The sequence below is a fragment of the Lacrimispora sp. 210928-DFI.3.58 genome (genome assembly GCF_020554865.1).
Classification (GTDB): Bacteria; Bacillota; Clostridia; order Lachnospirales; family Lachnospiraceae; genus Enterocloster.
The window spans coordinates 1-26,419 of sequence record NZ_JAJCIC010000013.1; the positions used below are offsets into that span (position 1 = coordinate 1).

The window sequence follows — 26,419 nt, forward strand, 5'->3', positions numbered from 1 at the left end:
ATAGACCATGTCTATTTTTATGAAATTGAATTTGCGAAACTAATTATACGTTATCAAGATATAATTGTGACAACAGGATGCTGCCCAGTATTATTTTAATGAAACTTGAAAGGAGGAAAAATGTGCTGAATGCAGAATTAATCGAAGCGGAATATGGCTATTTGGGAGATGCCATATTTTTAAACACCAGTTCTGTAGCTGTGCCGCCATCCAGAGTGCGGAACGCATGCCGCAGATGTATGGATGATCTTGCGCAGGCTTATGGTATTCCGGCTTATGATGAATATGATAATATTCGCAGCCAGACAAAAAGTTTGCTTGGAAGTTTGATTCACTGTCAGCCGGACGAGATTGCTTTTACGAAAAATACTACCGAAGGAAATTCCCTTTTGGCCAGAGGTTTGGACTTAAAAGGCGGGGATAGTGTGATTATCTGCGATATGGAGCACCCGTCGCTTCTCTATCCATGGCTTTACAGTCAAAGAAGGGGCATTGATGTCCGCATTGTGAAATCACACAACGGTTCTTTTTCGTTGGAGGATATCGCCGCATTAACCGACAAAAGTACCAAAGTAATTGCTGTCTCAGCGGTTCAATATGGCAGCGGTTATTTGGCGGATCTGAAGGGAATCGGAACGTTCTGTGCAGAGAATCATATCATTTTTGCTGTAGATGGGATTCAGGCTGTAGGAAAAATTCCTATAGATGTTCAGAAAATGCATATTGATTATCTGACCTGCGGAGCCTTTAAAGGGCTTTTAGGTTCTCTTGGTATTGGATTTTTGTATTGCAGACGTGACCTGATCCCGCATATTGAACCCTGTAATATTTCATATCATACTGCAGAAAACTACGTTGACGCCCCCGACATTTTGCAGGATTTTTCACCTCCTCTGCTGAGGACAGATATCCATCGTTTGGAGGCCGGTTCTTCAAATACATATGGAATTATATCCCTCAACAAAGGTGTTGAATTGATTCTTGAACTTGGAGTCAGCAACATCTTTTTTCATATTATGGAGCTGGAAAAGCAGCTGCGTGGCCGGCTTTATGGTTCTGGATATGAATTTTATGAACATGATCCTAATGTGGGTTTTTCAGGAATTATCAGTTTAAGATTCCCGGAAAACGGCACAGAATTGCTGAAAAAGGCCTTTGCTGAAAATAGGGTTTATGCTACCGTAAAAAAGGGATATGTACGTATGGCACTTGAGTTTTTTAATACAGGGGAACAAATGGATCGATTGGCACACATTCTGTTGGATTGCAGGAAGCAAATGAAGTGAGTATAAAAACGGCGCAGAAAATGCGCAGAAAAGAGGAATGAGTATGAATTTATATCAAAAGTACAAGGCTATTTCACTGACTACAAAAATATTTGCCGGTATGTTTGTCGGTTTGGTATTAGGGGTTCTCTTTGGTCCTCGTATTCTCGTTATTAAAACAGTGGGAAACCTATTTTTAAGCCTGCTGATGATGGTAGCGATTCCTATGATTGCCGTAAATATTATCTATGGTGTTTCTTCACTGGGCGATGCGAAATCCTTTGGGCGTATGGGTGCTAAAATATTAATTTATTACAGTGTGACAACGCTGTTTGCGACTGGCGTAGGAATTGCAGTTTCCTATTTTGCTAATCCCAGCAAAGGATTTGAAGTGCAGGGCACTGCTTATGAGGGAATTATTTCGGAGGTACCCGGTTTTGGAGATATTATTCTTTCCTTTATTCCTTCTAATATTTTTGCTGCATTTTCCAATGGAGAATTGCAGAAGGTTGTAGTCTTCTGCGCATTTTTAGGTGTTGCTGTTATGCTTCTTCCAGAAAAGGAACGAGTAAAAACGTACAATGTAATTGAAACATTGGTGAAGCTTTTCGGAGCTTTTATGGGTATTGTTCTGGGCTTTTCTCCATTTGGTATCTGTGCTTTGATCGCATGTACAGTAGGGGAATACGGATCTATGCTCTTTGGCTTTGCATTTAAATATATTGCAGTCAATTACATTTCTTATGGAATTATGATGATTATTTATGGTATTCTTTTATTTGTGTTTACCGGAAGGGAGGCCGTATCCCTTTACAAAAAAGCTCTTCCCGGATTTGCTATGGCTTTCAGCACCAGCTCCAGCGTGGCAACCATACCTACGAATCTGAAATGTGCTGAAGATATGGGAATCCCCCACTCTGTAGCCGATTTTTCGATTCCCTTAGGTGCCCAGATCAATAAGGATGGGACTGCGATTATCTTTGCATCAAATCTGTTTTTTGCAGCTGCCCTGGCTGGTATTTCCCTGACCCCATCTATGATAGCCAGTGCGCTGTTCATGATTCTGGTGCTGACAGCAGGCCAAAGCGGCGTCCCGGCCAGCGGTTCCTCCTCAACTGTTATCATGCTGAATGCTTTAAATCTTCCTCTTGATTTGACAGGTGTATTCTCAGGCCTTGTTCCCGCAGTAGATATGGGCAATACGGCAATTAACTGTTTCGGTGATCTGGTCGGATCCGCCATTGTTGCCAAAACAGAGAAAAAGCATGGGAAGGATGGAAAGCATGCATAAGGTGGGTTTTTGGGGATGTGGAAATCTGGCAAAAATCATTGCGGAAAAATTGTCGGATGGAACTGTGACAGGATATCAGATCGTAGGAGCATATGATATTGATCCTGACGCTGCTGGTAAATTATCCCAAATATGCGGCAGCAAGGCCTGCGGCTCTATGGATGAGCTTATAGAATTAATGCCTGAATATATCATTGAAGAGGTTTCTCCTGTTGTATTAAAGAAAGAGGCATTTCGTATCATTAGGAGAGGAATAAACCTGATCGTCCTTTCCTGTGGTGCGATGGCCGATGACTCATTTGCCAGCCGCCTGGCAGAATATGCAGAAAAATCAAAGGCAAAGGTTTATCTGGCTTCCGGTGCTATCGGCGGTTTTGATATTATGGGTGCAGCCAGACTGATGGGGAACCTGAAAGCTTCCGTTATCAATGAGAAAAGTCCGGAGGCTCTCAACGGGGCTCCTTATCTGAAAGGGCGGCTTCTTGACAAAGAAAAGGAGGAGCTTCTATTTTATGGTACGGCCAGGGAAGCCATTGATTTTTTTCCGCAAAATTTAAATGTAGCCGTAGCTGCTGCAACAGCTACCAGCGGAGTGGACAACACATCCGTTTGTTTAAAAAGTGTTCCCGGTATGGCATTAAATACTCATATTATTGAATTGGAGGGGAATTTTGGAAATGCTTCGTTAAAGATTTCTTCTTATCCGTCGGCAAACAATGCGAAATCAAGTGAAATCGCGGCTTGGAGTGTCCTATATATTCTTTGGAAGCTGCGGCGTTCTATTGTGTTTTATTAATGTGTCCCGGCAGCGCTGGATATCTTTGAATGGTGCTATAGTGTTGCTGTGAACAGTAATGTTATCGTTTTATGCTTCCATGCCCTCTTCGTAAATATTCTTGTGAGAGGAATAAAACTGTTATATAATGGGTGAAGAAGGTATTGTACTGGCGGAGTTTTAAGCCTGAATCTCACAAATGAAAGGAACTGGACATGAAGCTGATAGCATACGATGTAATTGATTTTGAAGAAAAGGTGTTGGAGCAGGTAAGGGAGGAGCTGGGAGTAGAGCTGATCCTGGAACACCGCTCCCTGACGCCTGAGACACTGGCGCTGGCTGAAGGGTGTGAGGGTGTTTCTGTGATCGGCTACAGCCGCGTGACAAGGAACATACTGGAGGGATTGAAGTCCATGGGAATATTCCAGCTGTCCACCAGGACTGTCGGCTTTGACCATATTGATGTAAAGGCGGCAAAGGAGCTGGGGATCCATGTCAGCAATGCCAGGTATGAGCCCTACAATGTGGCTGACTTTACGGTGATGATGATGCTGATCCTGCTGCGCAAGGCAAAGATCTCCATCTGCCGTGCTCTTGTAAATGACTTTTCACTGGACGGCTTAAAGGGAAGAGAGCTGCGCAGCCTGACAGTGGGGATTATCGGCACGGGGCGCATTGGCTCCACTGTGATCCATAATTTAAGCGGCTTTGGCTGCCGGATACTGGCCTGCGATTCCTATATGAACCCTGCGATCAGAGATATGGCGGAGTATGTGGATCTGGATACCATTTACCGGGAGGCTGATATTATTTCCCTTCATGTGCCCATGACAGAGGAAAATTATCATATGATAAATAAGGACTCCATCGCCAAAATGAAGGATGGTGTGATACTCATTAATACAGCCAGAGGCGCGCTGATCAATTCCGAGGATCTGATCGATGCCCTGGAGAAGGAAAAGATAGGCGGAGCCGGAATTGATACCGTTGAAGATGAGGAGGGTATTGTCCATGTACACGTGGGAACCAATATTGTGGAAAAGCGATCCCTCCTCTATCTTAAGCAGTTTCCCAATGTGGTATTTACACAGCACTATGCGTTCTTTACGGAGGAGGCTTCGGAATCCATGGTGCGCTGCGGCATCCAGTCGATCTATAATGGAGCCTCCGGCATGGAAAATCCTTTTGAAATCAAATGACGGCAGTAGATAATTTCCACACAATATGTTAGAATAGCCTTCAGGGCAGCTTTATGCAGCAGCGAAGCCGGTTAAGCCAGGAGAAATTGTACCGGAATGACCGGACGGACGGCGAGTCGCCGCCCGGAAGAAAATAGTAATGGGACAGACCGTAATCAGCTCCGAGGTACATCAGCACATTTCATGTGCTATGCTGCTGACGCAGCTTGTACATCTGCGCAGCTTACGGTATCGGGAATCAGTGCTGCGGGCTGCCCTTTTTTGTCTGCGGCCTGATGGGGCCGGGCAGACGGGATCTCTGCAAGGTCCGGGACAGGCGGAATCCTCACTGCTGGCCCTTGATCGGATAATCTATGTGACGGAAAGGAAGACTGCAACATGCCTGAGCATTTGGGGCTGTGGAAATATTGTGATAAAGAGCAATGTAAGGACATGCTGTTATCTTTTCGCCTGGTTGGCAGTGATAGCTGGACGGACGGGAAGATCATAGCATGTCTTTATGCGCTGAGTAACCATGCAAAAGAGCATTACCATAAGACAGAGCTTCCGAAAAAAAGGGGCGGAAGGCGTATCCTTATGGTGCCGGATCCGCTCTTAAAGCAGGTTCAGAGGAATCTGCTCCATCATGTACTGGAGGGATTTTCGGTGTCACCAGCTGCCTGTGCCTACCGAAAAGGTGCATCGCCCCTTGCCAATGCTTCCCTGCATACGGGGAAGCGTCTGGTGCTTAAGCTGGATATCCGTGATTTTTTCGGCAGTATTACCTTTCCTATGGTGCTTCACCATGTATTTCCCAGTACCTATTTTCCGCCGGCAGTGGGGACGCTTCTTGCCAGCCTGTGCTGCTACAGGGACCGCCTGCCCCAGGGCGCGCCCACATCTCCGGCTGTTTCTAATCTGGTGATGAAGCCCTTTGACGATCATATGCTGGAATGGTGCAGAAGCCGCCGGATCACCTACAGCCGCTACAGCGATGATATGACCTTTTCCGGGGATTTTGATCCGGGAGAGGTTATCAGGAAGACAGAAAGCTTCCTTCGTGCCATGGGCATGGAGCTGAACCGGGAAAAGACAAGAGTGTGCGCCGCAGGCGGACGACAGAGCGTAACAGGAATCGTAGTGAATGAGAAGCCTGGACTTCCCAGAGATTACAGGAGGGCGCTGCGCCAGGAGCTCCATTATTGCATGATATATGGGGTGGAGGAAAAGAGCGCTGCCTGCCTTCGGTCCCTGTTGGGAAAGACGGTATATCTTCTGTCAGTCAATCCGGAGGACCAATGGTTTCAGGGAGCGGAAGCCTTCCTTCGGGAGGAATTAAAGAAAATAGAGGAAAAGGGAGAGGAAAAATGATTGGGAGGGTATCACACAATGATGGAAAACACAGATCATGAGAAAAAGGCAAGGGAGCTGTTCCTGTCAGGCTGCAGCTGTTCCCAGGCACTGCTTTGTGCATTTTCAGAGGAAACAGGACTGGATAATAGCCTGGCACTAAAGCTGTCCTCCTCCTTTGGCGGAGGCATGGGAAGGCTTAGGGAGGTCTGCGGGGCCGTGTCAGGCATGTTTATGGTTGCCGGGATCCTTTATGGCTATGATAATCTGGAGGACAAGGCCTTAAAAACTGCTCATTATAAGCGCATCCAGGAACTGGCCGCCCGTTTTAAGGAGGAAAACGGCGCCATCATCTGCCGTGAGCTTTTGGGGCTGCGTGAAAAACACAGCAGGCCGGAGCCGTCTGACCGCACAGCTTCCTACTATAAGTCCAGGCCCTGCGCCGATATGGTGGGGAGCGCTGCCAGGATTTTGGAGGAATATATGAGGGAACATCCACTTTAGATCGTTCCATATGCAGGAAGGACCAGACCGAAATCTGGGAAAACCATCCAAAAAAACCCCCTGTTTCTCGTCAAAAATCTTATTGATTTATAGGGGGATATCTAGTATATTATAAAATGTATATGGGACCGAAAGGAGAGTCTTTATGATTAGAGTAGCGGTAGACGCCATGGGCGGTGATTACGCGCCGGACCAGATGGTGGCGGGAGCCGTGGAAGCGGTGAACAAAAAGCCTGGGATCCAGGTACTGCTTGTAGGACAGGAAGAGAAGGTCAATGCAGAGCTTTCGAAGCACACCTACAAGAAGGATCAGATACAGGTAGTGAACGCCACGGAAGTGATTGCCACGGAAGAACCGCCTGTCAATGCGATCCGAAAGAAGAAGGACTCCTCCATTGTGGTCGGCATGAACCTGGTTAAGAAAGGGGAAGCCGATGCCTTTGTTTCAGCCGGAAGCTCCGGCGCCATCCTTGTAGGGGGGCAGGTGATCGTTGGACGCATCAAGGGCGTGGAACGGCCTCCTCTGGCGCCGCTTATTCCTACGGAAAAGGGCGTATCACTGTTGATCGACTGCGGTGCCAATGTGGATGCAAGATCCTCCCATCTGGTACAGTTTGCCAGAATGGGCTCTATTTACATGGAGCATGTGGTAGGGATCAAGAATCCGCGGGTAGCGATCGTCAATATCGGTGCGGAAGAAGAAAAGGGCAATGCCCTGGTAAAGGAGACCTTCCCATTGCTGAAGGAATGTCAGGACATCAACTTTATCGGAAGCATTGAAGCCAGGGAGATCCCCCACGGAGGAGCCGATGTCATTGTCTGTGAGGCATTTGTGGGCAATGTCATTTTAAAGCTCTACGAGGGAGTGGGTGCCACTCTGATCAGCATGGTCAAGAAGGGCATGATGGCAAGCCTCAGGAGCAAGATAGGAGCGCTGCTGGTAAAGCCGGCGTTGAAGACAACGTTAAAGGCCTTTGATGCCAGCCAGTACGGTGGTGCGCCGCTCTTAGGACTGAATGGCCTGGTAGTCAAGACCCACGGAAACTCGAAGCACACAGAGGTGTGCAATTCCATTATTCAGTGTGTGACCTTTAAGGAGCAGGAGATCAATGACAAGATCCGTCAGTCCCTGACCATCAGCAAGGAAGCATGAGCACACGGTGAAAAGAAAACGATATGAGAAAGAGGAGCTAGGATATGGAATTTGAGAAATTACAGGGTATTATCGCAGAAGTGTTGAACATTGAGCCGGAGGATGTGACAATGGCAGCTACATTTGTAGATGACCTTGGCGCTGACTCACTGGACATTTTCCAGATCATTATGGGAATTGAAGAGGAGTTCGATATCGAGATTCCAAATGAGGCTGCAGAACAGATCGTAACAGTTGGTGACGCTGTAGAGCAGATCAAGAATGCATTAAACTGATGAAGGTGCACGGGGGCTGTAGGAACAGCCCTTTTGTGCGCTTTATTACGAAGTATCCAGTAAAACGCGCCAGTGACGCGTTTTATCGGATTTGCCAAGCATGCCGAAAAGCCGCCAGTGGAGGGTTTTTCGGTTGTGAAAGAAGGAGACAGCATGAACGCCCATTTAAAAGAACTGGAAGAAAAAATCGCATATGAGTTCCATGACAAGCATCTGTTTGCCCAGGCGCTGACCCACAGCTCCTATGCCAATGAGCACCGCCTCGATCACAGCAGGTGCAATGAGCGTCTGGAATTTTTAGGTGACGCTGTGCTGGAGATCGTCACCAGCGATTTCTTGTACCATAAGTATGAGAGTCTGCCGGAGGGAGACCTTACAAAGATCCGCGCAAGCATTGTATGTGAGCCCACTCTGGCTTACTGCGCAGGGGATATCCATCTGGGAGCTTATCTCTATCTGGGAAAGGGAGAGGACGCGACCGGAGGACGGAACCGCAATTCCGTTGTGAGCGACGCCATGGAGGCGCTCATCGGTGCGATTTATCTGGATGGTGGTTTTGCTAATGCAAAAGAGTTCATTCACCGCTTTATTCTGAATGACATTGAGCACAAGCAGCTCTTTTATGATAGCAAGACTATCTTACAGGAGATGGTGCAGAGCCGTCAGGCAGCGCCTTTGTCGTATGAGATCCTGAAGGAGGAGGGACCGGACCACAACAAGACCTTTGAGGTATGCGCCCTGATGGGTGAGGAGGAGATCGGCCGCGGAACGGGACGCACCAAAAAGGCGGCAGAGCAGGTGGCCGCCTACAATGGCATCCTGAAGCTGAAAGCTCAGGAGGAGCAGCTGCACAGACAGAATGAAGCAGGTGAAATATGTATTTAAAAAGTATAGAGATCCAGGGGTTTAAGTCCTTTGCCAACAAGCTGGTGTTTGAGTTCCACAATGGCATCACAGGCATTGTAGGGCCAAACGGAAGCGGCAAGAGCAATGTGGCGGACGCCGTCCGCTGGGTGCTGGGCGAGCAGCGCATCAAGCAGCTGCGCGGTGCCAGCATGCAGGATGTGATCTTCGCAGGAACGGAGCTCAGGAAGCCCCAGGGCTTTGCCTATGTGGCAATCACCCTTGACAACAGTGACCATCAGCTTGCCATTGCATACGACGAGGTAACGGTGTCAAGAAGGCTTTACCGCTCCGGTGAAAGCGAATATATGATCAACGGCAGCGCCTGCAGGCTGAAGGATATTAATGAGCTTTTCTACGATACGGGTATCGGAAAAGAGGGCTACTCCATTATCGGCCAGGGACAGATCGATAAGATCCTAAGCGGCAAGCCGGAGGAGCGCCGAGAGCTCTTTGACGAGGCGGCCGGGATCGTCAAATTTAAGCGCCGCAAGGCCATTGCGCAGAAAAAGCTGGAGGATGAACAGGCAAATCTGGTGCGTGTAAGCGACATCCTGTCGGAATTGGAAAAGCAGGTAGGGCCTCTGGAGCGCCAGTCAAAGGCGGCAAAGGAGTATCTGCAGTTAAAGGACAGCTTAAAGATCTGCGATGCCAACCTGTTTTTGATGGAGACAGAGGGCATACAGCAACAGTTAAAGGAGACAGAAGGGCGCAAGAGCCTTTTGGCAGGAGACCTGGAGGAGAGCCAGAAGGAGTCTGACCGCATAAAGGAGGAGTACAGCCAGCTGGAGACAGCCCTTTCCCTTTTGGAAAGCCAGATATCGGCTGACAGGGAGGCTTTAAACCAGGAGGCCATGAAGAGAAGCAGCCTGGAGGGCCAGGTCAATGTCCTGAAAGAACAGATACATACAGAGGAGATGAACCAGGAGCATCTGGAGAACAGAAAGAAAGCAGTCCTTTCGGAGCAGAAGGAGAAAAAGGAGCAGCTTTCTGCCTATGAGGAGGACTTTTCCTCCATGGATGACCAGGTCCATCTGGTAAAGGAACGTCTGGACAGCGCCCAGTTTAAGCTGAACACAGAGGAAGGACAGATACAGAGCTTAGAGGAGGAGATCGAATCCGCCAAAAGCGGCATGATCCAGTCCCTCAATGAGCGGGCTTCCATCACAGCAAAGCAGCAGCGCTACGATACCATGCTGGAGCAGGTGAACCTGCGCCGCAGCGAGGTGTCCCAGAAGCTCTTAAAATATAAAAGCGATGAGTCTGTCCAGGACGAACAGATCGAGAGGGAGCAGGCAGCCCTTGCAGAGATCCTGGATCAGCTGGAGGAGAACCAGTTTAAGGCCCAGGAGGCGGAAGAAAGCCTTCAGGCAGCAGACCAGGAGGTGCGCCGCTTAAACCGCAGGCTGAACGATACCCAGCAGGAATACCACATGGCCTACACCAAGCTGGAATCCTTAAGGAATCTGGCAGAAAGATATGACGGATACGGAAACAGCATCCGCAGGGTCATGGAGGTCCGGGGACGGGTCCATGGGATCCACGGAGTGGTGGCCGATATCATTACAACAAAGCAGGAGTATGAGACAGCCATTGAGACTGCTCTGGGCGGAAGCATCCAAAATATTGTAACGGATTCTGAGACAACAGCAAAGCAGCTGATCGAATATTTAAAGAAGAACAAATACGGAAGAGCCACCTTCCTGCCCCTCACAAGCATGAGCAGCGGCCAGGCCTTCCCGAAGCCGGAGGCATTAAGGGAAAAGGGCGTATTAGGCCTTGCAAGCGAGCTGGTGCAGGTGGAAAAGCAGTACGAAGGCCTGGCGAAGTACCTGCTGGGCCGTGTGGTAGTGGCGGACAACATTGACAACGCCATTGCCCTGGCAAGAAAATACCGCTACAGCCTGCGCATTGTCACCCTTGAGGGGGAGCTCTTAAGCGCAGGAGGCTCCATGACAGGAGGCGCATTCAAAAACTCCAGCAACCTCCTGGGACGGCGCAGGGAGATCGAGGAGCTGGAGGGACGCTGCCAAAAGTTCCTGGTGCAGGCAGAGGAGATCCAGAAGGATCTGAACCTCCAGGAGAACCTTTCCCGTGAGAAGAAGGAGGAGTTAGAGCAGCGAAAGGGCGAGATCCAGAGGCTGGCTTTAAGGGAAAATACGGTCCGCATGAACATTTCCCAGCTGGAAGATAAGAAGGCGGAGATCGCAGAGTCTTCCTCCGACCTGGTGCGGGAGCACGGGCAGCTGGAGGAACAGGTGCGGGAGATCAATGAAAGCCGTGCCTCCTTAAAGGTAGACCGGGAGGGCCTGGAGGAGCGCAATGAAGCGGTCAGCCGGGAGATTGAGGAAAAGACTGCCCTTTTAGAGCAGTCCAGGCAGTTTAAGAATACCTACGCCTCCGAGCTGCTGTCCATTCAGATGGAATACGCCAACTTGCGCCAGAAGCAGGATTTCATAAAGGAAAATGCAGGACGTGTAAAGGGAGAGCTCTCAAAGCTGTCAGAGGAAGAGCACTCCCTGGAGTCCGGCAAGGAGCAGGCAAAGGAGGCCATCGGAGAAAAGCTGAGAGAGATCGAAGCCATTGAGAAGCAAATGGAAGAGGCAGGATCCCACAGGGAGGAGCTGGAGGGAGCCATTTCCAGCCGGACAGCGAAGAAGGAGGAACTGGCGAAAAAGCAGAAGGGCTTTTTCGAGGTGAGGGAAGAGCTCTCCGCCAGGATCTCTGCCCTGGATAAGGATATGTTCCGCCTCCAGGCTCAGGAGGAAAAGCTGGAGGAGCGGCTTGAGTCTGCCACAAGCTATATGTGGACAGAGTATGAGCTGACGTTTTCCAGCGCCCAGGAATATAAGCGGGAAGAGTACCAGTCCATGACGGAGGTGAAACGCCAGATAGAGGATCTGAAGGCAAAGATCAAGGCGCTGGGCAACATCAATGTCAATGCGATCGAGGATTACAAGGAGATATCTGAACGGTATGAGTTTTTAAAGAGACAGCACGAGGATCTGGTGCAGGCCCAGGCAGAGCTTGAGAAGATCATCGAAGAGCTGGATACCGGCATGAGGCGGCAGTTTGAAGAAAAGTTCTCCGAGATACGGGCGGAGTTCGACAAGGTGTTCAAGGAATTGTTTGGCGGAGGCCGGGGTACACTGGAACTGATGGAGGATGAGGATATCCTGGAGGCAGGTATCCAGATCATCGCCCAGCCGCCAGGGAAAAAGCTTCAGAACATGATGCAGCTTTCCGGCGGTGAGAAGGCCCTGACAGCCATTGCCCTGCTGTTTGCCATCCAGAACTTAAAGCCATCCCCCTTCTGTCTGCTGGATGAGATCGAGGCAGCCTTAGACGACTCCAACGTTGACCGCTTTGCCGGCTATCTTCACAAGCTGACAAAAAACACACAGTTCATTGTCATCACACACCGAAGGGGAACCATGGTTTCCGCTGACAGGCTTTACGGTATCACCATGCAGGAAAAAGGCGTATCCACACTGGTTTCTGTGAATTTAATAGAGAATGATCTAAAGTAACAGTTCAGGACGGCTTATTGACCGGCTTTTTGGTCAGGGAGATGGGCCGTCATGAACAGATGCAATTAAAAAAGGAGAGGAGAGAGCATTATGGCTGAAGGAAAAAAGGGGTTTTTTGGCCGCCTGGTAGAAGGACTTACAAAGACCAGGAACAACATTGTGTCAGGGATTGATTCGATTTTCAGCGGTTTTTCTGCCATTGACGATGATTTTTATGAGGAGATCGAGGAGACCCTGATCATGGGAGATCTGGGCATTGAGACCACCATGTCTATTGTAGAGGATCTGCGCCGGAAGGTGAAGGAGCAGCACATCAAGGAGCCGGAGGAGTGCAAGGAGCTGCTGATAAGCAGTATCAAGGAGCAGATGGATCTGGGTGAAAATGCCTATGAGTTTGAGAATAGGAAGTCTGTTGTGCTGGTGATCGGCGTCAACGGTGTGGGAAAGACCACCTCGGTGGGAAAGCTTGCAGGGCAGTTAAAGGATTCCGGACACAAGGTGATCCTGGCTGCTGCTGATACCTTCCGCGCTGCTGCCATCGAACAGCTCACAGAGTGGGCCAGCAGGGCCGGCGTGGACATTATTGCCCAGCAGGAGGGCTCTGACCCGGCAGCAGTGATCTATGACGCTGTGGCTGCTGCGAAGTCCAGGAAGGCGGATGTGCTGATCTGCGATACCGCAGGAAGGCTCCACAACAAGAAGAACCTGATGGAGGAGTTAAAGAAGATCAACAGGATCATTGACAAGGAGTACCCGGATGCCTACAGGGAGACCTTAGTGGTATTGGACGGTACCACAGGACAGAATGCCCTTGCACAGGCAAGGCAGTTTATGGAGGTGGCTGACATTACCGGCATTATCCTCACAAAGCTGGACGGTACTGCAAAGGGCGGCATTGCCGTTGCCATCCAGTCAGAGCTTGGCATTCCGGTGAAATACATCGGTATCGGAGAAAAGATCGATGATCTGCAGAAATTCAATGCAGATGACTTTGTAAATGCCTTGTTCCATGTGTAACTATTCAGCCATGCCATCTTCTTGTTTTCAAAAAGCATGAAAACAAGAAGCCTTGGCTGTGCGCCATATATCAATTTGGACAGAAATATGCTTATGCAAACCAGTTTGCAACGCATATTCCTGCACAAATTGCCGCATGGCTGAATAGTTACCATATAAATTTCTTGAATGTGACAGATTAAAGTGGTATAGTTGTAGTTGCGTAATTTATATTCAAAAAAGAGAGAGGGACTCCAATGGAAGAATTGACATTAGAGAAATTTGAAGAGGCTTCTGACCTGGTGAGGGAAGTCACTTTGGAGACAAAGCTTATTTACAGCGAATATTTTTCAGCCCAGACAGGAAACAAAGTCTATTTCAAGCCGGAAAATATGCAGTATACAGGGGCTTACAAGGTCAGGGGCGCTTATTATAAGATCCATACCTTAAGCGAGGAGGAGCGGTCCAGAGGACTGATCACTGCATCTGCAGGAAACCATGCCCAGGGCGTGGCCTATGCGGCAAAGCTGGCCGGGGTGAAGGCAACGGTGGTGATGCCCACCACCACACCGCTTATAAAGGTGAACCGCACAAAGGGCTATGGCGCTGAGGTTATCCTGGAGGGCGATGTATTTGACGAGGCCTGTGCCTATGCCTATAAGCTGGCAGAGGAAAAGGGCTATACCTTTGTACATCCCTTTGATGACCTGGATGTGGCAACCGGACAGGGAAGTATTGCCATGGAGATCATTAAGGAGCTTCCCACCGTAGATTATATCCTGGTGCCTATCGGCGGCGGCGGCTTGTGCACCGGCGTGTCCACCCTGGCAAAGCTGCTGAATCCGAAGATCAAGGTGATCGGTGTGGAGCCGGCAGGTGCCAACTGTATGCAGGAATCCCTGCGCCAGGGACAGGTTCTTACCCTTCCTGAGGTGACGACCATTGCAGACGGCACAGCCGTAAAGCGCCCAGGAGAGAAGCTGTTCCCCTATATCCAGGAAAATATGGACGATATCATCACCATTGAGGACAGCGAGCTTATTGTAGCCTTCCTTGATATGGTAGAGAACCACAAGATGATCGTGGAAAATTCCGGTCTTTTGACAGTGGCCGCCTTAAAGCACCTGAATGTACAGAAAAAGAAGATCGTGTCCATTTTAAGCGGCGGCAATATGGATGTGATCACCATGTCCTCCATTGTACAGCATGGACTGATCCAGAGAGACAGAATATTTACTGTCTCCATCCTTCTGCCGGATAAGCCGGGCGAGCTTGCAAGAGTCTCTTCCCTTCTGGCTGGGGAGCAGGGCAATATCATCAAGCTGGAGCACAATCAGTTTATCAGCATTAACCGCAATGCGGCTGTGGAGCTGCGGATCACCCTGGAGGCCTTTGGAACGGAACACAAGAATCAGATCGTGGCAGCCCTTACAAATGCAGGCTACCGTCCGAAGCTGGTGAAATTTAAGGGAACCTACAGCGAGATGTGAGAAAAATAGTGAATAAGCTGTAAGCGCAAGCGGCTGTTCGGAGATAATGGGGGAGTACAGATGAAGCTTGAGGAGACAAGAGCAGGATTGATCAACAATATTCATTATTTCATCAAATGGATACTGATCGCGGCGGTGATCGGTTCCATCGGCGGTGCCTGCGGTACGGTGTTTTCTTACGGAGTGACCTGGGCGACCCAGGTGCGCACAGAGCATGACTGGATGCTGTTTCTCATGCCCCTGGCAGGCCTTTTGATCATATGGATGTACCGCACCTTCCATGAGGAGGGAAACCGGGGGACCAATATGGTGATCGATGCCATTTCCTCTAATGAGAAGGTGACGGCGGCCACGGGCCCTCTGATCTTTGTGGCAACCATTCTGACACATCTGACGGGAGGCTCCTCCGGACGCGAGGGCGCGGCCCTGCAGCTGGGCGGAAGTATCGGAAACTCTCTGGGAAATTTGATGAGACTGGATGAAAAGGATAAGAAGATCGCTATCATGTGCGGCATGAGCGCTGTCTTTGCGGCATTGTTTGGCACGCCTGTGGCTGCCGGGATCTTTTCCCTGGAGGTGGTGAGCATTGGCGTGCTCTATTATGCAGCCCTTGTGCCATGTATTTTTTCCTCCTACATCGGAGTGGGCATCGCGAGATGGGCAGGGCTTCCGGGGGAGAGCTTTCCGGTAAGCCAGGTTCCGCCTATCAGCATTCCTACCGTGGCCTTTATCATCCTTTTGGGCATTCTCTGCGCCTGTGTCAGTATCTGCTTCTGCATTCTGCTGCACAGTGCGGAGCATACATACAGAAAGGTATTTCCCAATCCCTATCTGAGGATCCTGGCAGCCAGTGCTGTTTTTATCGTCCTTACGCTTCTCATAGGAACCAGGGATTACTGCGGAGGCAGTATGCAGCTGATCGAGGGAAGCATAGAGGGAGAAGTGCGCTATGAGGCCTTTCTCATGAAAATGCTCTTTACCGCCATTGCCCTGGGGGCTGGCTTTAAGGGCGGTGAGATCGTGCCGACTCTGTGCGTGGGCGCTACCTTTGGCTGTACCGTGGGAACACTGACCGGATTTTCGCCGTCCCTCTGCGCCGCCTGCGGCATGGCGGCATTATTTGCAGGCGTGACAAACTGTCCGATCACCTCTCTGGTGATCGCTTTGGAGCTCTTTGGATATGAGGGAATGGAATATTTTTCCATTGTTATTGCTGTTTCTTTTGCCCTTTCAGGATATTATGGGCTGTATGCGAGTCAGAAGTTTGTCTATTCAAAGATACGGACAGAGTTTATCAACAGGAAGTCAAATTAAGGAGAACTGCCTATGCTGGAATTGAAGAATTTTATGCCCATCCAGTTCTTAAAAAAGGAGAAATTCACAGGGAGCCATCACGGGATGCGCTTCCGGATGGAAAAGCTGGAAACAGAAGGGGAGGACGGACCCCGCTTGGGAGTGACGGTCTGGCCGGAGCCTTATAATTTTGACGTTACTCCTGATGAGGAAAAGGAGAAAGCCAGCTTTGATTTCTCTGCAGATGGGATCGCTGAGGGCGTGGCCTGGATCAACCAGCAGTATGAGGAGCAGCGGGCGAGATGGGATAAGGTCAGCAGATGAGAAGAAACATTGGGTTGAGATAGGGCATTGGCGGAAGCCCATGAGGGCAGCTTATGAGGGCAGCCTCAAATGGAGAATTCGCTGAAATTATCATAAAATTTATGTTTATTTTATATTTAATTAACGAAATTTTAATTTCCAATAGATTTGTGATTGACAGCGAGAAAATTGGACATTATAATAACCCACATAGAAAGCGCCGGTGCTTAACAGCTGGCGCTTTTTCTGTTTATAGAAACATGTTTCTGTACACAAAGGGGTGTACTGCCATACCAGGTACCGGGTAGGCAGCACACCCCTTTGGCATCCCCCCACAAAACATCCGTAAAGGAGGCAGTATTATGGAATACTCAGCAGTTAATACGATTTGGATTTTATTGGGCGCAGCCCTTGTGTTTTTTATGCAGGCAGGCTTTGCCATGGTGGAAACGGGCTTTACAAGGGCAAAGAATGCGGGCAATATCATCATGAAAAACCTGATGGACTTTGCCATCGGCACACCGCTTTACTGGTTTACAGGCTTCGGGATCATGTTTGGAGGGTCAGGAGCACTGATCGGCGGCCTTGATCCCCTTGTCCGGGGTGATTACAGCGGGATCCTTCCCTCTGGCGTTCCCCTTCCGGCATTTCTGATCTTCCAGACCGTTTTCTGTGCAACAGCAGCCACCATTGTATCCGGAGCTATGGCAGAGAGAACAAAATTTATCTCTTACTGCATTTACAGTGCGGTTATCAGCGCAGTGGTCTATCCGATCTCCGGGCACTGGATCTGGGGCGGCGGCTGGCTGGCTCAGATGGGCTTCCATGATTTTGCAGGCTCTACAGCTGTTCATATGTGCGGCGGCGTGGCAGCCCTCATAGGAGCAAAGATCTTAGGGCCCCGTATCGGAAAGTATGACAAGGACGGCAATCCAAAGGCAATCTTAGGACACAGTCTGACACTGGGAGCTCTGGGTGTATTTATTCTCTGGTTCTGCTGGTTTGGTTTTAATGGCTGCTCCACCGTTGCCATGGACAGCGATGAGGTGATCTATTCCGCAGGCAATATTTTTGTAACAACCAATCTGGCTGCAGCAGTAGCTACAGTGGCAACTATGATCATCACATGGATCCGTTACAAAAAGCCGGATATTTCCATGACCTTAAATGGATCCCTGGCAGGACTGGTGGCGATCACGGCCGGCTGTGATGTGGTGAGCCCTGTGGGAGCATTTTTCATCGGACTGATCGCAGCGTTTATCGTTGTATTTGGAATTGAGTTTATTGACAAGGTTTGTAAGATCGATGACCCTGTAGGCGCTGTGGGCGTACACTGCCTGTGCGGTGCCGGAGGAACTCTCTTAACAGGCGTGTTTGCACTGGATGGCGGCCTTGTATACGGCGGCGGTCTCCATATGCTGGGAGTGCAGTTTGTTGGTGTGATCGCTGTGATCGCATGGGTGACATTTACAATGGTGATCACATTTAACGTATTAAAGAACACGATCGGATTGAGGGCCAGCGTGGAGGAGGAGACAAAGGGCTTAGATGTGACAGAGCATAACCTGGCAAGCTCCTATGCGGATTTCATGCCGGTTGTGTTCATGGGCAAGGGAGAAATGGCAGCTCCTGCAGCTGGTGTTTCTGTTGAGAAGGCTGTGACGGTGGAGCATTTCCCATCTGCAAAGCCAGTATCAAAGGAGGCAAAGCTCACAAAGGTGGTAATGGTATTCAACCAGGCCAGGTTTGTGGCGCTGAAAGATGCTCTCACAGAGCTGGGCGTTACCGGAATGACGATCACACAGGTAATGGGCTGCGGCACCCAGAAGGGCCACAGCAACTTCTACCGCGGCGTCAAGGTGGAGGAGGTTGCCCTTCTTCCGAAGATCAAGCTGGAGGTCGTAGTGAGCAAGGTTCCCGTGGAGGACGTGATCGAAACCGCAAAGAAGGCGCTCTATACAGGAAATATCGGCGATGGCAAGATCTTTGTGTATGATGTGGAAAATGTGGTGAAGGTACGCACCGGGGAGCAGGGCTTTGACGCGCTCCAGGGTGAGTAAGAGACAGGAAGAAAACACGGATAGAATGGCACCAGTGATCATGTAAAGCATGGTTGCTGGTGTTTTTTCGTCATATAGTTATAGAAAGTTCTTATACAAATGGATCTGTGATGTAAGAAATTATTACTGGAAAAGTAAGATATGTATGCAGATTCCATGGTAGACTAAAAACAGATATGGGAAGAAGGGGGAGAGAAAGAGTGGTAAAGGTAAAAATGATCAGCGTCCTGCTCATTCTGGCAGTCTTGTCCGGCTGCAGCCAGGCAGGTGTGGAACATTCATTAGAGCAGGCAGAGCAGGGGACGTTGGCCGGTCAAAGCTCCATAGGGCTTACAGACAGTGAAGCAGCAGACATACCGGCGATCCCGGAGGGGGTAGGAGCTGGCGGGGCCGTATCAGAGGATGGACTGACCGGGATGGATGAAAGACCGGAAGCGGAAAGCGCTTCTGAATGGTATGGCAGGTATTTCCGAAAGGGTGATTTTTCATGGCAGATGGAGATTTATCCGGAGGGAGCCTTTGAGAGGGATAAGCTTTCTATGGAGGTTTGGGAGAAGGAGCAGGACGGCTTTCACAGAGTTCACAAATTGTCTGTTCCATATGAGCCAGAGGTATCGGAATATGAGAGCCTGGAAATGGATGACGATGGTTCCGTAAGCGCCCTGCCCGTCTTTTCCATCAGGCTTCAGGAGGATGGTTCGGTCCTGCTTTCAGGACGGCCGGTATCCGAAGGGATCTATTATCCGATGAAATCACTCCTTAAGCCCAAAGTATTTACAAAGCCTCTGTATGAGAGCAGCCTTCAGGGGATGGACAGGGAGGAACTGAGATTGCTGCGGAATCAGTTTTATGCAGTTTACGGTTATCCCTTTGGAGCAGAGGACTTAAGGGAGTATTTTGAAAGCCAGCCATGGTATGAGAGGAAAGCAACATACGAGGTGCGGGCAGAGGCAGGCCGGGAGATTGATTTCCATGATGGGGTATTTAACGGGCTGGAAAAGAGGAATATTGAGGCTTTAAAGGCTGCAGAGGAAGGATATGACGAGGAACGCTTAAGCACCTGGAGAGCAGTCTGGAAAGAGCTTCCACTGGCTCCTTATATGCAGTTCCTTTCGGAGAATATGGAAGAACTATCGGTGGACCTTCAGGCCGGGGAGAGCGGCGCAGAGGATAAGGGAATATATTATGAAGTGCAGGGCAGGATCTGCCTGCCAGTTACCCTTGAGCCAGCAGAGATAGAAGCACTTAAAAATGGAGCTGCCATTGAAGTGTGCCTGAATGAGCTGACAGGGGAAACGGGCATTCTGAAAGGAACGGAGGAAGAGGGCGCTTATCTTCTTTCTTATGATGCTGACGGACAGGAAATTTCGGGAGAATGCTATGGATCCTATCATTATGAAAATGATTGCTACACTATCTGGGAAAATAGTGCCGATACCATCTTTAAACCGGTATATGAGGGCCCGATATATGTATTAAAGGGTGCAAGGACAGAATGGTATCAGTATTTCGGCCTGACAGAAGGAGAAGGAATAGCCGCTTCCCAGGAATTGACCTTTGATAAAGATACTTCTTACTGGGGGAATGTTCCGGATTTTGACGAGAAGGGATATCTTAGGGCACTTTATTTTTACGGAGATTAACGGGATATAAGGAGAAATCAGGAGGTTTTTATGGATGCATGTCCTTATTGCGGATGTGAGAAATATACGATTGAAACATTTAATCAGGTGGAAATGAAAAAATGCCAGAGCTGCGGGGCATTTTTTGAGGATGTGGGCAGGGAATTTCCTTATGAGTCCTTTGTACCTGTGTGCGAACGTGATGCAAATGGAGAATATCCATTCTGCCCGAAATGCGGGTACAAAAAAATCAAATATCTATCAATGGATGAGTTGATGGTAAGAGGCAGTCTGGCTGCTTCATTATTGGCAGGAGAGCCTTATGAGAGGTATTCTTTTTTGCGCGGAAGGTATGAATGCCTGAATCCCCAATGCCGTTACAGGTGGAATTAAATGTGTGATAGATCAGGAGAAAAGGAAAGGGAGACGAGGCGTTTGAAGAAAGAAATCCGATATTTGACTGGCCTGCCGGCAGCAGGACTTTTTCTTTCCTCCTGCGGGAAGACCGCTGCAGAGCCGGAAGCAGCGTTACCGGAGCTTCCGGAAATCACAGCGGATCATCACCCTGTACCACGATCATACAGCGGAAGAAGGTTCCTCTGCCCATTTCCTGCACTGAGCGATCTTTGGACCAGGGTCAAAGCCCTGGTCCTTTCCCATGCCGGAAAGAACTTCACAGGGAAAATCAGGACACAGTCCGCAGTGGTCCAGTCCGCGTCCCTCGCAGCAGGACTTTACCGGGCATTTGCCGCCCCAGAAGGGCTTTTCCATGTGAAGGCAGCCCCTGCAGCCCACAGCCTCTTTTCTGGTACATGAATTGCAGCATACGCCGCATCTTGATTCAAACATACGATCATCCTCCTAATGTTTTTTTAGCTGCGTCCCACAGCGTTTGCTCTGGGCGCTTCTGTTTATATAGATGATCGTTTTTATTAGAAGTCACGGGTCAGGGGAAATTATTGTTACTGCCCACCGTTGGAAAATAGCGTTATCACATTGTCAAACCATTCCTGGGGAGGTCTTTTATCCGGCATGCTGCGGTAAAAGTGGAGGAGCCTGCTTCTGGTATCCGGGTCAAAGATGTAGCCCTTTTCGCGGAATTCCAGAGGGGCAAACTGCTGCTTCAGCTGCTTTTGAATGTGGTTCCTGTCTTCCATAAAGCGGATCCAGGCCTGGCAGCGGCAGGGATTTTCGATATCCAGAAAGCTGCAATGGCCCTTGAAAAAGGAATCCAGGTTCATGCGGGCCCGATAGAGAAGTCCCTTTGCAGCCTGAGGGGTGATCTCAAGGGAAAGGGCGGCTTCCGCTGCGGAAAGCCCGAACATATCCACCAACGAAAATACGATCCGCTGCTCCAATGTCAGTTTCCGCGCCATGGCGAGAAAGCAGCCGTCGCGCAGCTTCTTTACCTCCTCAGAAGCCTCCAGCTCAGCGGCAGGAGAGGGGAGAACTTCGGTCAGCAGAGTACCGTCCCGCTCCAGGGCCTCCAAATCATCGGAAAATTCCAGCTTCAGCCTGCCTTCCTTCCGGCATTTCATGCGGAAGCAGTTGATGCAGATGGTGCGCAGCCAGTAGCGGACAGAGCCAGGCTCCTTCAGCTCTGTAATATGCTCCCAGGCCTTCAGCCAAGTCTCCTGGGCCAGATCCTCTGCATCCTGTGGATGGCAGGTAAGCCTTAGGGCCAGGTTATATACGTAGGAACCATGGGCCTTTAGTGAAGCTGTCAGAAGAGAGTGTGAGCTTGAGGCGCTGCTGCACGGGCTGGCCTGTACGGATCCGGAAGCTGTCTGGCAGCAGGGACTTTGTTGGAAGAAGGTTTCCTCCTGTTCCTCCATATACGTTCTCCCCCAGCTGCACATGGCATCCAGCACAGGGATCAGCGTCCTTCCTCTGTCTGTGAGAGAGTATTCCGTCTTTGGGGGCACCACAGGGTATACTCTGCGGGAAATGAGTTTATCCTGCTCCAGCTCTCTGAGCTGCTGGGTAAGCATTTTAGCAGTTGCCTTTGGAACCAGCTTTTGGAGCTGGCTGAAGCGGAGTGTCTGCTCCTTCAAATGCCAGAGGATCAGCGGTTTATATTTTCCTCCCATGAGATGGAGAGTTGCCTCCACAGGGCAGGAGTAAGGCGCATTTGCAGTTCTCATAGGGTACTCCTTTCATTTCTTTTAGATACTTACTTTCTGAAGAAATACTATATATCTTTTAAGTGTATTCTTGCGAAAAATAAATGGGACGGTAAGATTATAACACAGGCTGTTTTGAATGAAAACCATCGATGGAGCAACGATTATTTAAATGTTATGACAATTTTCTTAAGATGGCTCTTAAGATACCGCTTTCACGAAAACCACACTTGAATTTCACGTTATTTCCTGTATAATGTTCAGAGGAACATGCCATAAATACATGTTCCTCTAAGGAGGATTATACATGCTTTTAAATGCAATCAGAGGCTTCTGCATGGCGCTGGCAGACAGCGTTCCGGGAGTATCCGGGGGAACGATCGCGTTTCTTTTGGGATTTTACGATGAATTTATTAACTCCCTCAATGATCTGATGGGAAGAGACAACCGCAGGCGCAGAGCCGCTATTTTCTTTTTGATCAAGCTGGGGATCGGATGGGTGATCGGCTTTTCCATGTCAGTCATTGTTTTGTCCAGCTTGTTCCAGGTCCACATCTATGAGATCAGCTCCGTATTTATGGGGCTTACCCTGTTTGCCATCCCCATGGTGATAAAGGAGGAAAAGCAGGTGATGGCGGGCCGCTATGGGAACCTGGTATTTACCCTGATCGGTACCCTTTTGGTATTCTGCATTTCCTACTTTAATCCTGCAGGAGGCCAGGGAATTAATGTTTCCGTAGAACATCTTTCCCTGGGAGTGGTGCTGTATGTGTTTTTTGCTGCCATGATCGCTATCACGGCTATGGTGCTTCCCGGTATCTCCGGTTCCACCCTTCTTCTGATCTTTGGGCTCTATGTGCCTATATTGGGGGCTGTAAAGGAATTGATGCACCTGAATTTTAGCTATTTCCCGATCCTCGTTGTGTTTGGCCTGGGTGTGATAGCTGGTATTGTTGGGATCATCAAGCTCATCAAGATGTGTTTGGAGCGCTATCGTTCCCAGACGATCTATACCATTGTCGGCCTTATGATCGGTTCCCTCTATGCCATCGTCATGGGGCCAACTACGCTGGATGTGCCCCAGGCTCCTATGGGACTTAAAACCTTCCGCATTCTGTTTTTCCTGCTGGGAGGCCTGATACTGGCCGGGCTGGAGTTCTTAAAGGCAAGGCTGGAGAAGTAGACAAGGGGAGGTACTTATGAGGTGGTTGAAGCGTAGCAAACAGATTACCCGCCTGCTGTTGGCATCCATGGCAGTTTCCGTGCTGTCATCCTTTTCCGTGCTTGCAAGGCCGGATTGGCCTTCGGATACGGGGATCCAATCCGAGGCAGGAATTGTGATAGATATGGACTCCGGGACAGTGCTTTTTGGACAAAATATCCATGAGCAGAAGATCCCTGCCAGCATCACGAAGATTTTGACGGCCCTGGTGGTGATCGAGAACAGCTCCATGGAGGATATGGTGACATTTTCCCATGATGCTGTCTACAATGTGGAGGAGGGCAGCGGCAATAAGCTGAACTTAGAGGAGGGGGATGTCCTGTCTGTGAGGGACTGTCTCTACGTTATGCTGCTCCAGTCCTCCAACCAGGCTGCCAATGCCCTGGCGGAACACGTGGCCGGAAGCAGAGAGGCCTTTGCAGATAAGATGAACGAGAAGGCTCTGGAGATCGGCTGCAGGGAGAGCCATTTTGCCAATCCCTCAGGCCTCAATGACGATACCCAGAGAACCTCGGCTTATGATATGGCATTGATCGCCAGGGCTGCTTATCAGAACGAACAGCTGCTGGAGATCAATTCCACCGTGAAAGCGAGCCTTCCGCCCACGATCAATAACCCGGAGGGAAGAACCTATTCCATGGAGCACCAGCTTCTGTCCACCGAGGATCCTTCCGGGGAAAATTATTATCCGGATGCGATTGCCGGCAAGACCGGCTACACTTCCCAGGCAGGCCAGACCCTTGTCACCTATGCCCGCAGGGGAGACCGCGGAGAGATCGCCGTCACTTTAAAGAGTACGGATTTCACCCATTATTCTGACACAAAGACCATTCTGGATTTTGGCTTTGCCAGGTTTAAAAACGTATCAATCGCAGAAAATGAGACTGCCTGTGTGACGGGGGAGGAGCCCTTTGTGGCAGGCAGTGAAAGCTATGATCCCTCAGAGCTTTATCTGGAGGAGTCCGCTGTCATAACGATCCCGAACAATGCCGAGTTTTCCGATGCGGAGATGTCTCTGGAGGCGCTTCCCGAAAACCATCCAAAACAGGCAGTGGCAAAGCTTGTGTATACTTACAATGAGAGACGGGTAGGAGAGGCCTGGCTTTTTACCACCCGTCCTGTGGAACCGGACGCGCTGGAGGCTGTTTCACCAGCAGGAGAGGCCACTCCCTCACAGGCTGGTACGGGAGAGGCCTTACCAGGGGATGATCCTCCCGGCACAGATACCGGGGACAAGGGATACGGCTCCGGCTTCCAATTTCCTCCGGCTGTGTTCCTGTCTGCCTCACCGGCTGCCATAGCTGCAGCAGGCATTGGCGCAGCCGTTCTTCTCCTGGCAGCGGCAGGCTTCCTTCTCTACCGCCATCAGAGGAAAAGGGAGGAGGAGCTTAAGCGTATTCAGAGGGAAAAGCGGTTAAAGCGTCTGGCAGATATCGGCTGCTCAGAGGAAGAATTTGAACGCCTGCTCAACGAGCGCAGGCAGCGTCACCACGAGTAAACGGGAGGGCGTTATGGGATATTTTCCATTTTTTATGGAGATCGAAAATAAAAAATGTGTGATCGCAGGAGGAGGGACCGTAGCCTTTCGGAAGGTTACGGACCTTCTCCCTTTTGGCGCTGTCATGGATGTGATCGCGCCGGACATGGTGCCGGAGCTGGAGGCCCTGGCCTTAGCGCCTGAGACGGCAGGAAGGGTCTGTCTTATCCGGCGGCCTTTTCAGCCTATTGATATCGGGCAGGCGGATTTTGTAATCGCAGCTACCGGGGATAAGGACTTAAACAGTTCTGTATCTGCATGGTGTAAGGAAAGGCGGATCCCTGTAAATGTGGTGGATGAGAAGGAACTCTGCACCTTCTTTTTCCCTTCGATCGTAAAGGACGGGCCTGTCACTGTTGGCATTTCCACAGGAGGAAACAGCCCTGTGCTTGCCTCCTATGCCAAAAAGCTGATAAAGGAAGCTCTCCCTTCCGGCTTTGGGGAGTTGGCATGGAAGCTTGGAGCATTGAGAGAGCGGGTAAAGGAGGCATTCCCACAGTCATCCGGAGTGCGGGCGGACCTCTTTCACAGCCTGGCAGAGAAGGGGCTGGAAAATAACTGCTGCCTGACAGATGAGATGGCGGAGGATATGATAAAAGAGAGATTGGAGAACAGACATGGGTGATATCATCCGTATTGGCACCAGAAAGAGCATATTGGCAATGGAGCAGACGCGGCTCATTGCAGAGCTGATCAAGGAGACGTATCCTGATATCCAGGTGGAATATGTCACCAGGGATACTCTGGGAGACCGGATACTGGATCACCCCCTCCAGTCCTTTGGAGGAAAGGGTGTCTTTGTCTCTGAGTTTGAACAGGCCATTGCCGGAGACGTTATGGAGCTGGCAGTCCACAGCGCAAAGGACCTCCCCATGGAGTTGGCAGAAGGCCTTACCATAGCGGCTGTATCAGAGCGGGAGGACCCCAGGGATGTGCTTGTAACAAGGAAGGGAGTCTGTCAAAGGGAGCTGGAGCATTTTACCATAGGCACCTCAAGCCTGCGCCGCCAGCTTCAGATCGGGCTTTTATGGGAGGAGCTGTGGCCTGATCTTCATGGAAGCGCAGGAAAAACACCTGCACTTTCCTGTGCCGATCTGCGGGGAAATGTCCACACCCGCCTTCAAAAGCTGGAGGATGGAATGTTTCACGGGATCATTCTGGCAGCAGCCGGCTTAAAGCGCCTGGGGATAAGGTCTGACGGCAGGTATGATTTCCATTTTCTTCCAGCAGACCGTTTTATACCGGCAGGTGGACAGGGGATCATGGCTGTGGAGGGAAAGGAAGGCAGCATGGCCAGCCTTCTCTGCAAAGCCATTGACCACCAAGAAGCCCGCATGTGCCTGGAGCTGGAGCGCAGTGTGCTGAAAGGACTTATGGCTGGCTGCCATGAGCCTGTGGGTATTTATTCCCGGATCTGCAAAGACCGGATCGAGGTGTGGGGAGTGAACCGCAGGAATGGAAGGCTGCGTCAGATCCATCTGACAGGAGAAAACACGGACACAGAGAGAGGCCGTCTTGTGAGAGAGGCTGTGAAAGGATTGAGATAGCA

The 26,419-nt window shown here is 50.0% G+C and carries 23 protein-coding genes and 1 pseudogene; 21 read left to right on the forward strand and 3 right to left on the reverse strand.

Features of this window, described 5'->3' with window-relative positions:
* Nucleotides 1–122: 122 nt before the first annotated feature.
* From LIZ87_RS09740 to LIZ87_RS09825, 17 genes are all read left to right on the forward strand, one after another.
* The gene (locus LIZ87_RS09740; protein WP_227146665.1) at nucleotides 123–1,286 is read left to right on the forward strand and encodes an aminotransferase class V-fold PLP-dependent enzyme; all 1,164 of its coding nucleotides are present in this window, start codon (nucleotides 123–125) and stop codon (nucleotides 1,284–1,286) included.
* A gap of 43 nt (nucleotides 1,287–1,329) precedes the next feature.
* Nucleotides 1,330–2,556, forward strand: a complete 1,227-nt coding sequence (locus tag LIZ87_RS09745) for a dicarboxylate/amino acid:cation symporter (protein WP_178317072.1) — start codon at nucleotides 1,330–1,332, stop codon at nucleotides 2,554–2,556.
* Nucleotides 2,549–3,352 carry an aspartate dehydrogenase domain-containing protein gene (locus LIZ87_RS09750; protein WP_227146667.1) on the forward strand — a complete coding sequence of 268 codons (804 nt, stop codon included), beginning with the start codon at nucleotides 2,549–2,551 and terminating at the stop codon, nucleotides 3,350–3,352. Before LIZ87_RS09745 ends, LIZ87_RS09750 begins: the two co-directional genes overlap by 8 nt.
* A 194-nt stretch (nucleotides 3,353–3,546) precedes the next feature.
* Nucleotides 3,547–4,530 carry an NAD(P)-dependent oxidoreductase gene (locus LIZ87_RS09755; protein WP_178317070.1) on the forward strand — a complete coding sequence of 328 codons (984 nt, stop codon included), beginning with the start codon at nucleotides 3,547–3,549 and terminating at the stop codon, nucleotides 4,528–4,530.
* A 378-nt stretch (nucleotides 4,531–4,908) separates the two neighbouring features.
* Nucleotides 4,909–5,880: a reverse transcriptase family protein gene (locus LIZ87_RS09760; protein WP_178317069.1), complete on the forward strand. Its 972-nt coding sequence runs from the start codon at nucleotides 4,909–4,911 to the stop codon at nucleotides 5,878–5,880.
* A gap of 18 nt (nucleotides 5,881–5,898) precedes the next feature.
* Nucleotides 5,899–6,363 carry a C-GCAxxG-C-C family protein gene (locus LIZ87_RS09765; protein ID WP_330664578.1) on the forward strand — a complete coding sequence of 155 codons (465 nt, stop codon included), beginning with the start codon at nucleotides 5,899–5,901 and terminating at the stop codon, nucleotides 6,361–6,363.
* A 145-nt stretch (nucleotides 6,364–6,508) separates the two neighbouring features.
* Nucleotides 6,509–7,516, forward strand: a complete 1,008-nt coding sequence (gene plsX, locus LIZ87_RS09770) for a phosphate acyltransferase PlsX (RefSeq protein WP_178317068.1) — start codon at nucleotides 6,509–6,511, stop codon at nucleotides 7,514–7,516.
* Nucleotides 7,517–7,560: 44 nt separating this feature from the next.
* Nucleotides 7,561–7,791 (forward strand): acyl carrier protein, encoded by a 231-nt coding sequence (gene acpP, locus LIZ87_RS09775; RefSeq protein WP_021870576.1) that lies wholly within the window; start codon nucleotides 7,561–7,563, stop codon nucleotides 7,789–7,791.
* Between the two features lie 153 nt (nucleotides 7,792–7,944).
* Nucleotides 7,945–8,676 carry a ribonuclease III gene (gene rnc, locus LIZ87_RS09780; protein ID WP_178317067.1) on the forward strand — a complete coding sequence of 244 codons (732 nt, stop codon included), beginning with the start codon at nucleotides 7,945–7,947 and terminating at the stop codon, nucleotides 8,674–8,676.
* Nucleotides 8,667–12,224 (forward strand): chromosome segregation protein SMC, encoded by a 3,558-nt coding sequence (gene smc / locus LIZ87_RS09785; RefSeq protein WP_227146669.1) that lies wholly within the window; start codon nucleotides 8,667–8,669, stop codon nucleotides 12,222–12,224. The genes rnc and smc overlap by 10 nt, the downstream gene beginning before the upstream one ends.
* Nucleotides 12,225–12,314: 90 nt before the next feature.
* On the forward strand, nucleotides 12,315–13,241 hold the full coding sequence (gene ftsY / locus LIZ87_RS09790) for a signal recognition particle-docking protein FtsY (RefSeq protein ID WP_178313574.1): 927 nt from the start codon (nucleotides 12,315–12,317) through the stop codon (nucleotides 13,239–13,241).
* A 236-nt stretch (nucleotides 13,242–13,477) separates the two neighbouring features.
* Nucleotides 13,478–14,710 carry a threonine ammonia-lyase gene (gene ilvA / locus LIZ87_RS09795; RefSeq protein WP_227146671.1) on the forward strand — a complete coding sequence of 411 codons (1,233 nt, stop codon included), beginning with the start codon at nucleotides 13,478–13,480 and terminating at the stop codon, nucleotides 14,708–14,710.
* Between the two features lie 60 nt (nucleotides 14,711–14,770).
* Nucleotides 14,771–16,024, forward strand: coding sequence for a chloride channel protein (locus tag LIZ87_RS09800; RefSeq protein WP_178317237.1), 1,254 nt, complete (start codon nucleotides 14,771–14,773; stop codon nucleotides 16,022–16,024).
* 12 nt (nucleotides 16,025–16,036) lie between these two features.
* On the forward strand, nucleotides 16,037–16,327 hold the full coding sequence (locus tag LIZ87_RS09805) for a hypothetical protein (protein ID WP_178317236.1): 291 nt from the start codon (nucleotides 16,037–16,039) through the stop codon (nucleotides 16,325–16,327).
* A 341-nt stretch (nucleotides 16,328–16,668) separates the two neighbouring features.
* Nucleotides 16,669–18,366, forward strand: coding sequence for an ammonium transporter (locus LIZ87_RS09810; RefSeq protein WP_319638576.1), 1,698 nt, complete (start codon nucleotides 16,669–16,671; stop codon nucleotides 18,364–18,366).
* 200 nt (nucleotides 18,367–18,566) lie between these two features.
* Nucleotides 18,567–20,009 carry a DUF4454 domain-containing protein gene (locus tag LIZ87_RS22580; protein ID WP_227146673.1) on the forward strand — a complete coding sequence of 481 codons (1,443 nt, stop codon included), beginning with the start codon at nucleotides 18,567–18,569 and terminating at the stop codon, nucleotides 20,007–20,009.
* A 30-nt stretch (nucleotides 20,010–20,039) separates the two neighbouring features.
* Nucleotides 20,040–20,381, forward strand: coding sequence for a hypothetical protein (locus tag LIZ87_RS09825; RefSeq protein ID WP_227146675.1), 342 nt, complete (start codon nucleotides 20,040–20,042; stop codon nucleotides 20,379–20,381).
* A 183-nt stretch (nucleotides 20,382–20,564) separates the two neighbouring features.
* Here LIZ87_RS09825 and LIZ87_RS09830 read toward each other — a convergent pair whose 3' ends face one another.
* From LIZ87_RS09830 to LIZ87_RS22870, 3 genes and pseudogenes are all read right to left on the reverse strand, one after another.
* A complete protein-coding gene (locus LIZ87_RS09830) occupies nucleotides 20,565–20,837 on the reverse strand; it encodes a DUF3795 domain-containing protein (protein ID WP_178317414.1) in 273 nt (90 codons plus the stop codon).
* Between the two features lie 113 nt (nucleotides 20,838–20,950).
* Nucleotides 20,951–21,847: an RNA polymerase sigma factor gene (locus LIZ87_RS09835; RefSeq protein ID WP_334300999.1), complete on the reverse strand. Its 897-nt coding sequence runs from the start codon at nucleotides 21,845–21,847 to the stop codon at nucleotides 20,951–20,953.
* Nucleotides 21,821–22,132: pseudogene (locus LIZ87_RS22870) on the reverse strand (winged helix-turn-helix transcriptional regulator); the annotation flags it as partial. The gene LIZ87_RS09835 and the pseudogene LIZ87_RS22870, both read right to left, overlap by 27 nt.
* Before the next feature lie 286 nt (nucleotides 22,133–22,418).
* Between LIZ87_RS22870 and LIZ87_RS09845 the strand changes: the two are divergent.
* From LIZ87_RS09845 to hemC, 4 genes are read left to right on the forward strand one after another with little or no spacing between them, the layout of a single operon-like run.
* Entirely contained in the window at nucleotides 22,419–23,294 is an 876-nt protein-coding gene (locus LIZ87_RS09845) for a DUF368 domain-containing protein (RefSeq protein ID WP_319638577.1), read from the forward strand.
* 16 nt (nucleotides 23,295–23,310) lie between these two features.
* Nucleotides 23,311–24,831, forward strand: a complete 1,521-nt coding sequence (locus LIZ87_RS09850; protein ID WP_227146676.1) for a serine hydrolase — start codon at nucleotides 23,311–23,313, stop codon at nucleotides 24,829–24,831.
* 13 nt (nucleotides 24,832–24,844) lie between these two features.
* Nucleotides 24,845–25,495, forward strand: coding sequence for a precorrin-2 dehydrogenase/sirohydrochlorin ferrochelatase family protein (locus LIZ87_RS09855; RefSeq protein ID WP_227146678.1), 651 nt, complete (start codon nucleotides 24,845–24,847; stop codon nucleotides 25,493–25,495).
* On the forward strand, nucleotides 25,488–26,417 hold the full coding sequence (gene hemC, locus LIZ87_RS09860; RefSeq protein WP_227146680.1) for a hydroxymethylbilane synthase: 930 nt from the start codon (nucleotides 25,488–25,490) through the stop codon (nucleotides 26,415–26,417). Before LIZ87_RS09855 ends, hemC begins: the two co-directional genes overlap by 8 nt.
* Nucleotides 26,418–26,419: the final 2 nt, after the last annotated feature.

Excerpts from the sequence above, each read along its gene's own strand:
- LIZ87_RS09830 (WP_178317414.1), bottom strand. The coding sequence starts at position 20,837 with ATGTTTGAATCAAGATGCGGCGTATGCTGCAATTCATGTACCAGAAAA.
- LIZ87_RS09810 (WP_319638576.1), top strand. The coding sequence starts at position 16,669 with ATGGAATACTCAGCAGTTAATACGATTTGGATTTTATTGGGCGCAGCC.
- LIZ87_RS09805 (WP_178317236.1), top strand. The coding sequence starts at position 16,037 with ATGCTGGAATTGAAGAATTTTATGCCCATCCAGTTCTTAAAAAAGGAG.
- acpP (WP_021870576.1), top strand. The coding sequence starts at position 7,561 with ATGGAATTTGAGAAATTACAGGGTATTATCGCAGAAGTGTTGAACATT.
- plsX (WP_178317068.1), top strand. The coding sequence starts at position 6,509 with ATGATTAGAGTAGCGGTAGACGCCATGGGCGGTGATTACGCGCCGGAC.
- LIZ87_RS09845 (WP_319638577.1), top strand. The coding sequence starts at position 22,419 with ATGCTTTTAAATGCAATCAGAGGCTTCTGCATGGCGCTGGCAGACAGC.
- LIZ87_RS09835 (WP_334300999.1), bottom strand. The coding sequence starts at position 21,847 with ATGTGCAGCTGGGGGAGAACGTATATGGAGGAACAGGAGGAAACCTTC.
- rnc (WP_178317067.1), top strand. The coding sequence starts at position 7,945 with ATGAACGCCCATTTAAAAGAACTGGAAGAAAAAATCGCATATGAGTTC.
- LIZ87_RS09755 (WP_178317070.1), top strand. The coding sequence starts at position 3,547 with ATGAAGCTGATAGCATACGATGTAATTGATTTTGAAGAAAAGGTGTTG.
- LIZ87_RS09745 (WP_178317072.1), top strand. The coding sequence starts at position 1,330 with ATGAATTTATATCAAAAGTACAAGGCTATTTCACTGACTACAAAAATA.
- LIZ87_RS09760 (WP_178317069.1), top strand. The coding sequence starts at position 4,909 with ATGCCTGAGCATTTGGGGCTGTGGAAATATTGTGATAAAGAGCAATGT.
- LIZ87_RS09855 (WP_227146678.1), top strand. The coding sequence starts at position 24,845 with ATGGGATATTTTCCATTTTTTATGGAGATCGAAAATAAAAAATGTGTG.
- ilvA (WP_227146671.1), top strand. The coding sequence starts at position 13,478 with ATGGAAGAATTGACATTAGAGAAATTTGAAGAGGCTTCTGACCTGGTG.
- LIZ87_RS09800 (WP_178317237.1), top strand. The coding sequence starts at position 14,771 with ATGAAGCTTGAGGAGACAAGAGCAGGATTGATCAACAATATTCATTAT.
- LIZ87_RS09750 (WP_227146667.1), top strand. The coding sequence starts at position 2,549 with ATGCATAAGGTGGGTTTTTGGGGATGTGGAAATCTGGCAAAAATCATT.
- LIZ87_RS09825 (WP_227146675.1), top strand. The coding sequence starts at position 20,040 with ATGGATGCATGTCCTTATTGCGGATGTGAGAAATATACGATTGAAACA.
- ftsY (WP_178313574.1), top strand. The coding sequence starts at position 12,315 with ATGGCTGAAGGAAAAAAGGGGTTTTTTGGCCGCCTGGTAGAAGGACTT.
- smc (WP_227146669.1), top strand. The coding sequence starts at position 8,667 with ATGTATTTAAAAAGTATAGAGATCCAGGGGTTTAAGTCCTTTGCCAAC.
- hemC (WP_227146680.1), top strand. The coding sequence starts at position 25,488 with ATGGGTGATATCATCCGTATTGGCACCAGAAAGAGCATATTGGCAATG.
- LIZ87_RS09850 (WP_227146676.1), top strand. The coding sequence starts at position 23,311 with ATGAGGTGGTTGAAGCGTAGCAAACAGATTACCCGCCTGCTGTTGGCA.
- LIZ87_RS09765 (WP_330664578.1), top strand. The coding sequence starts at position 5,899 with ATGATGGAAAACACAGATCATGAGAAAAAGGCAAGGGAGCTGTTCCTG.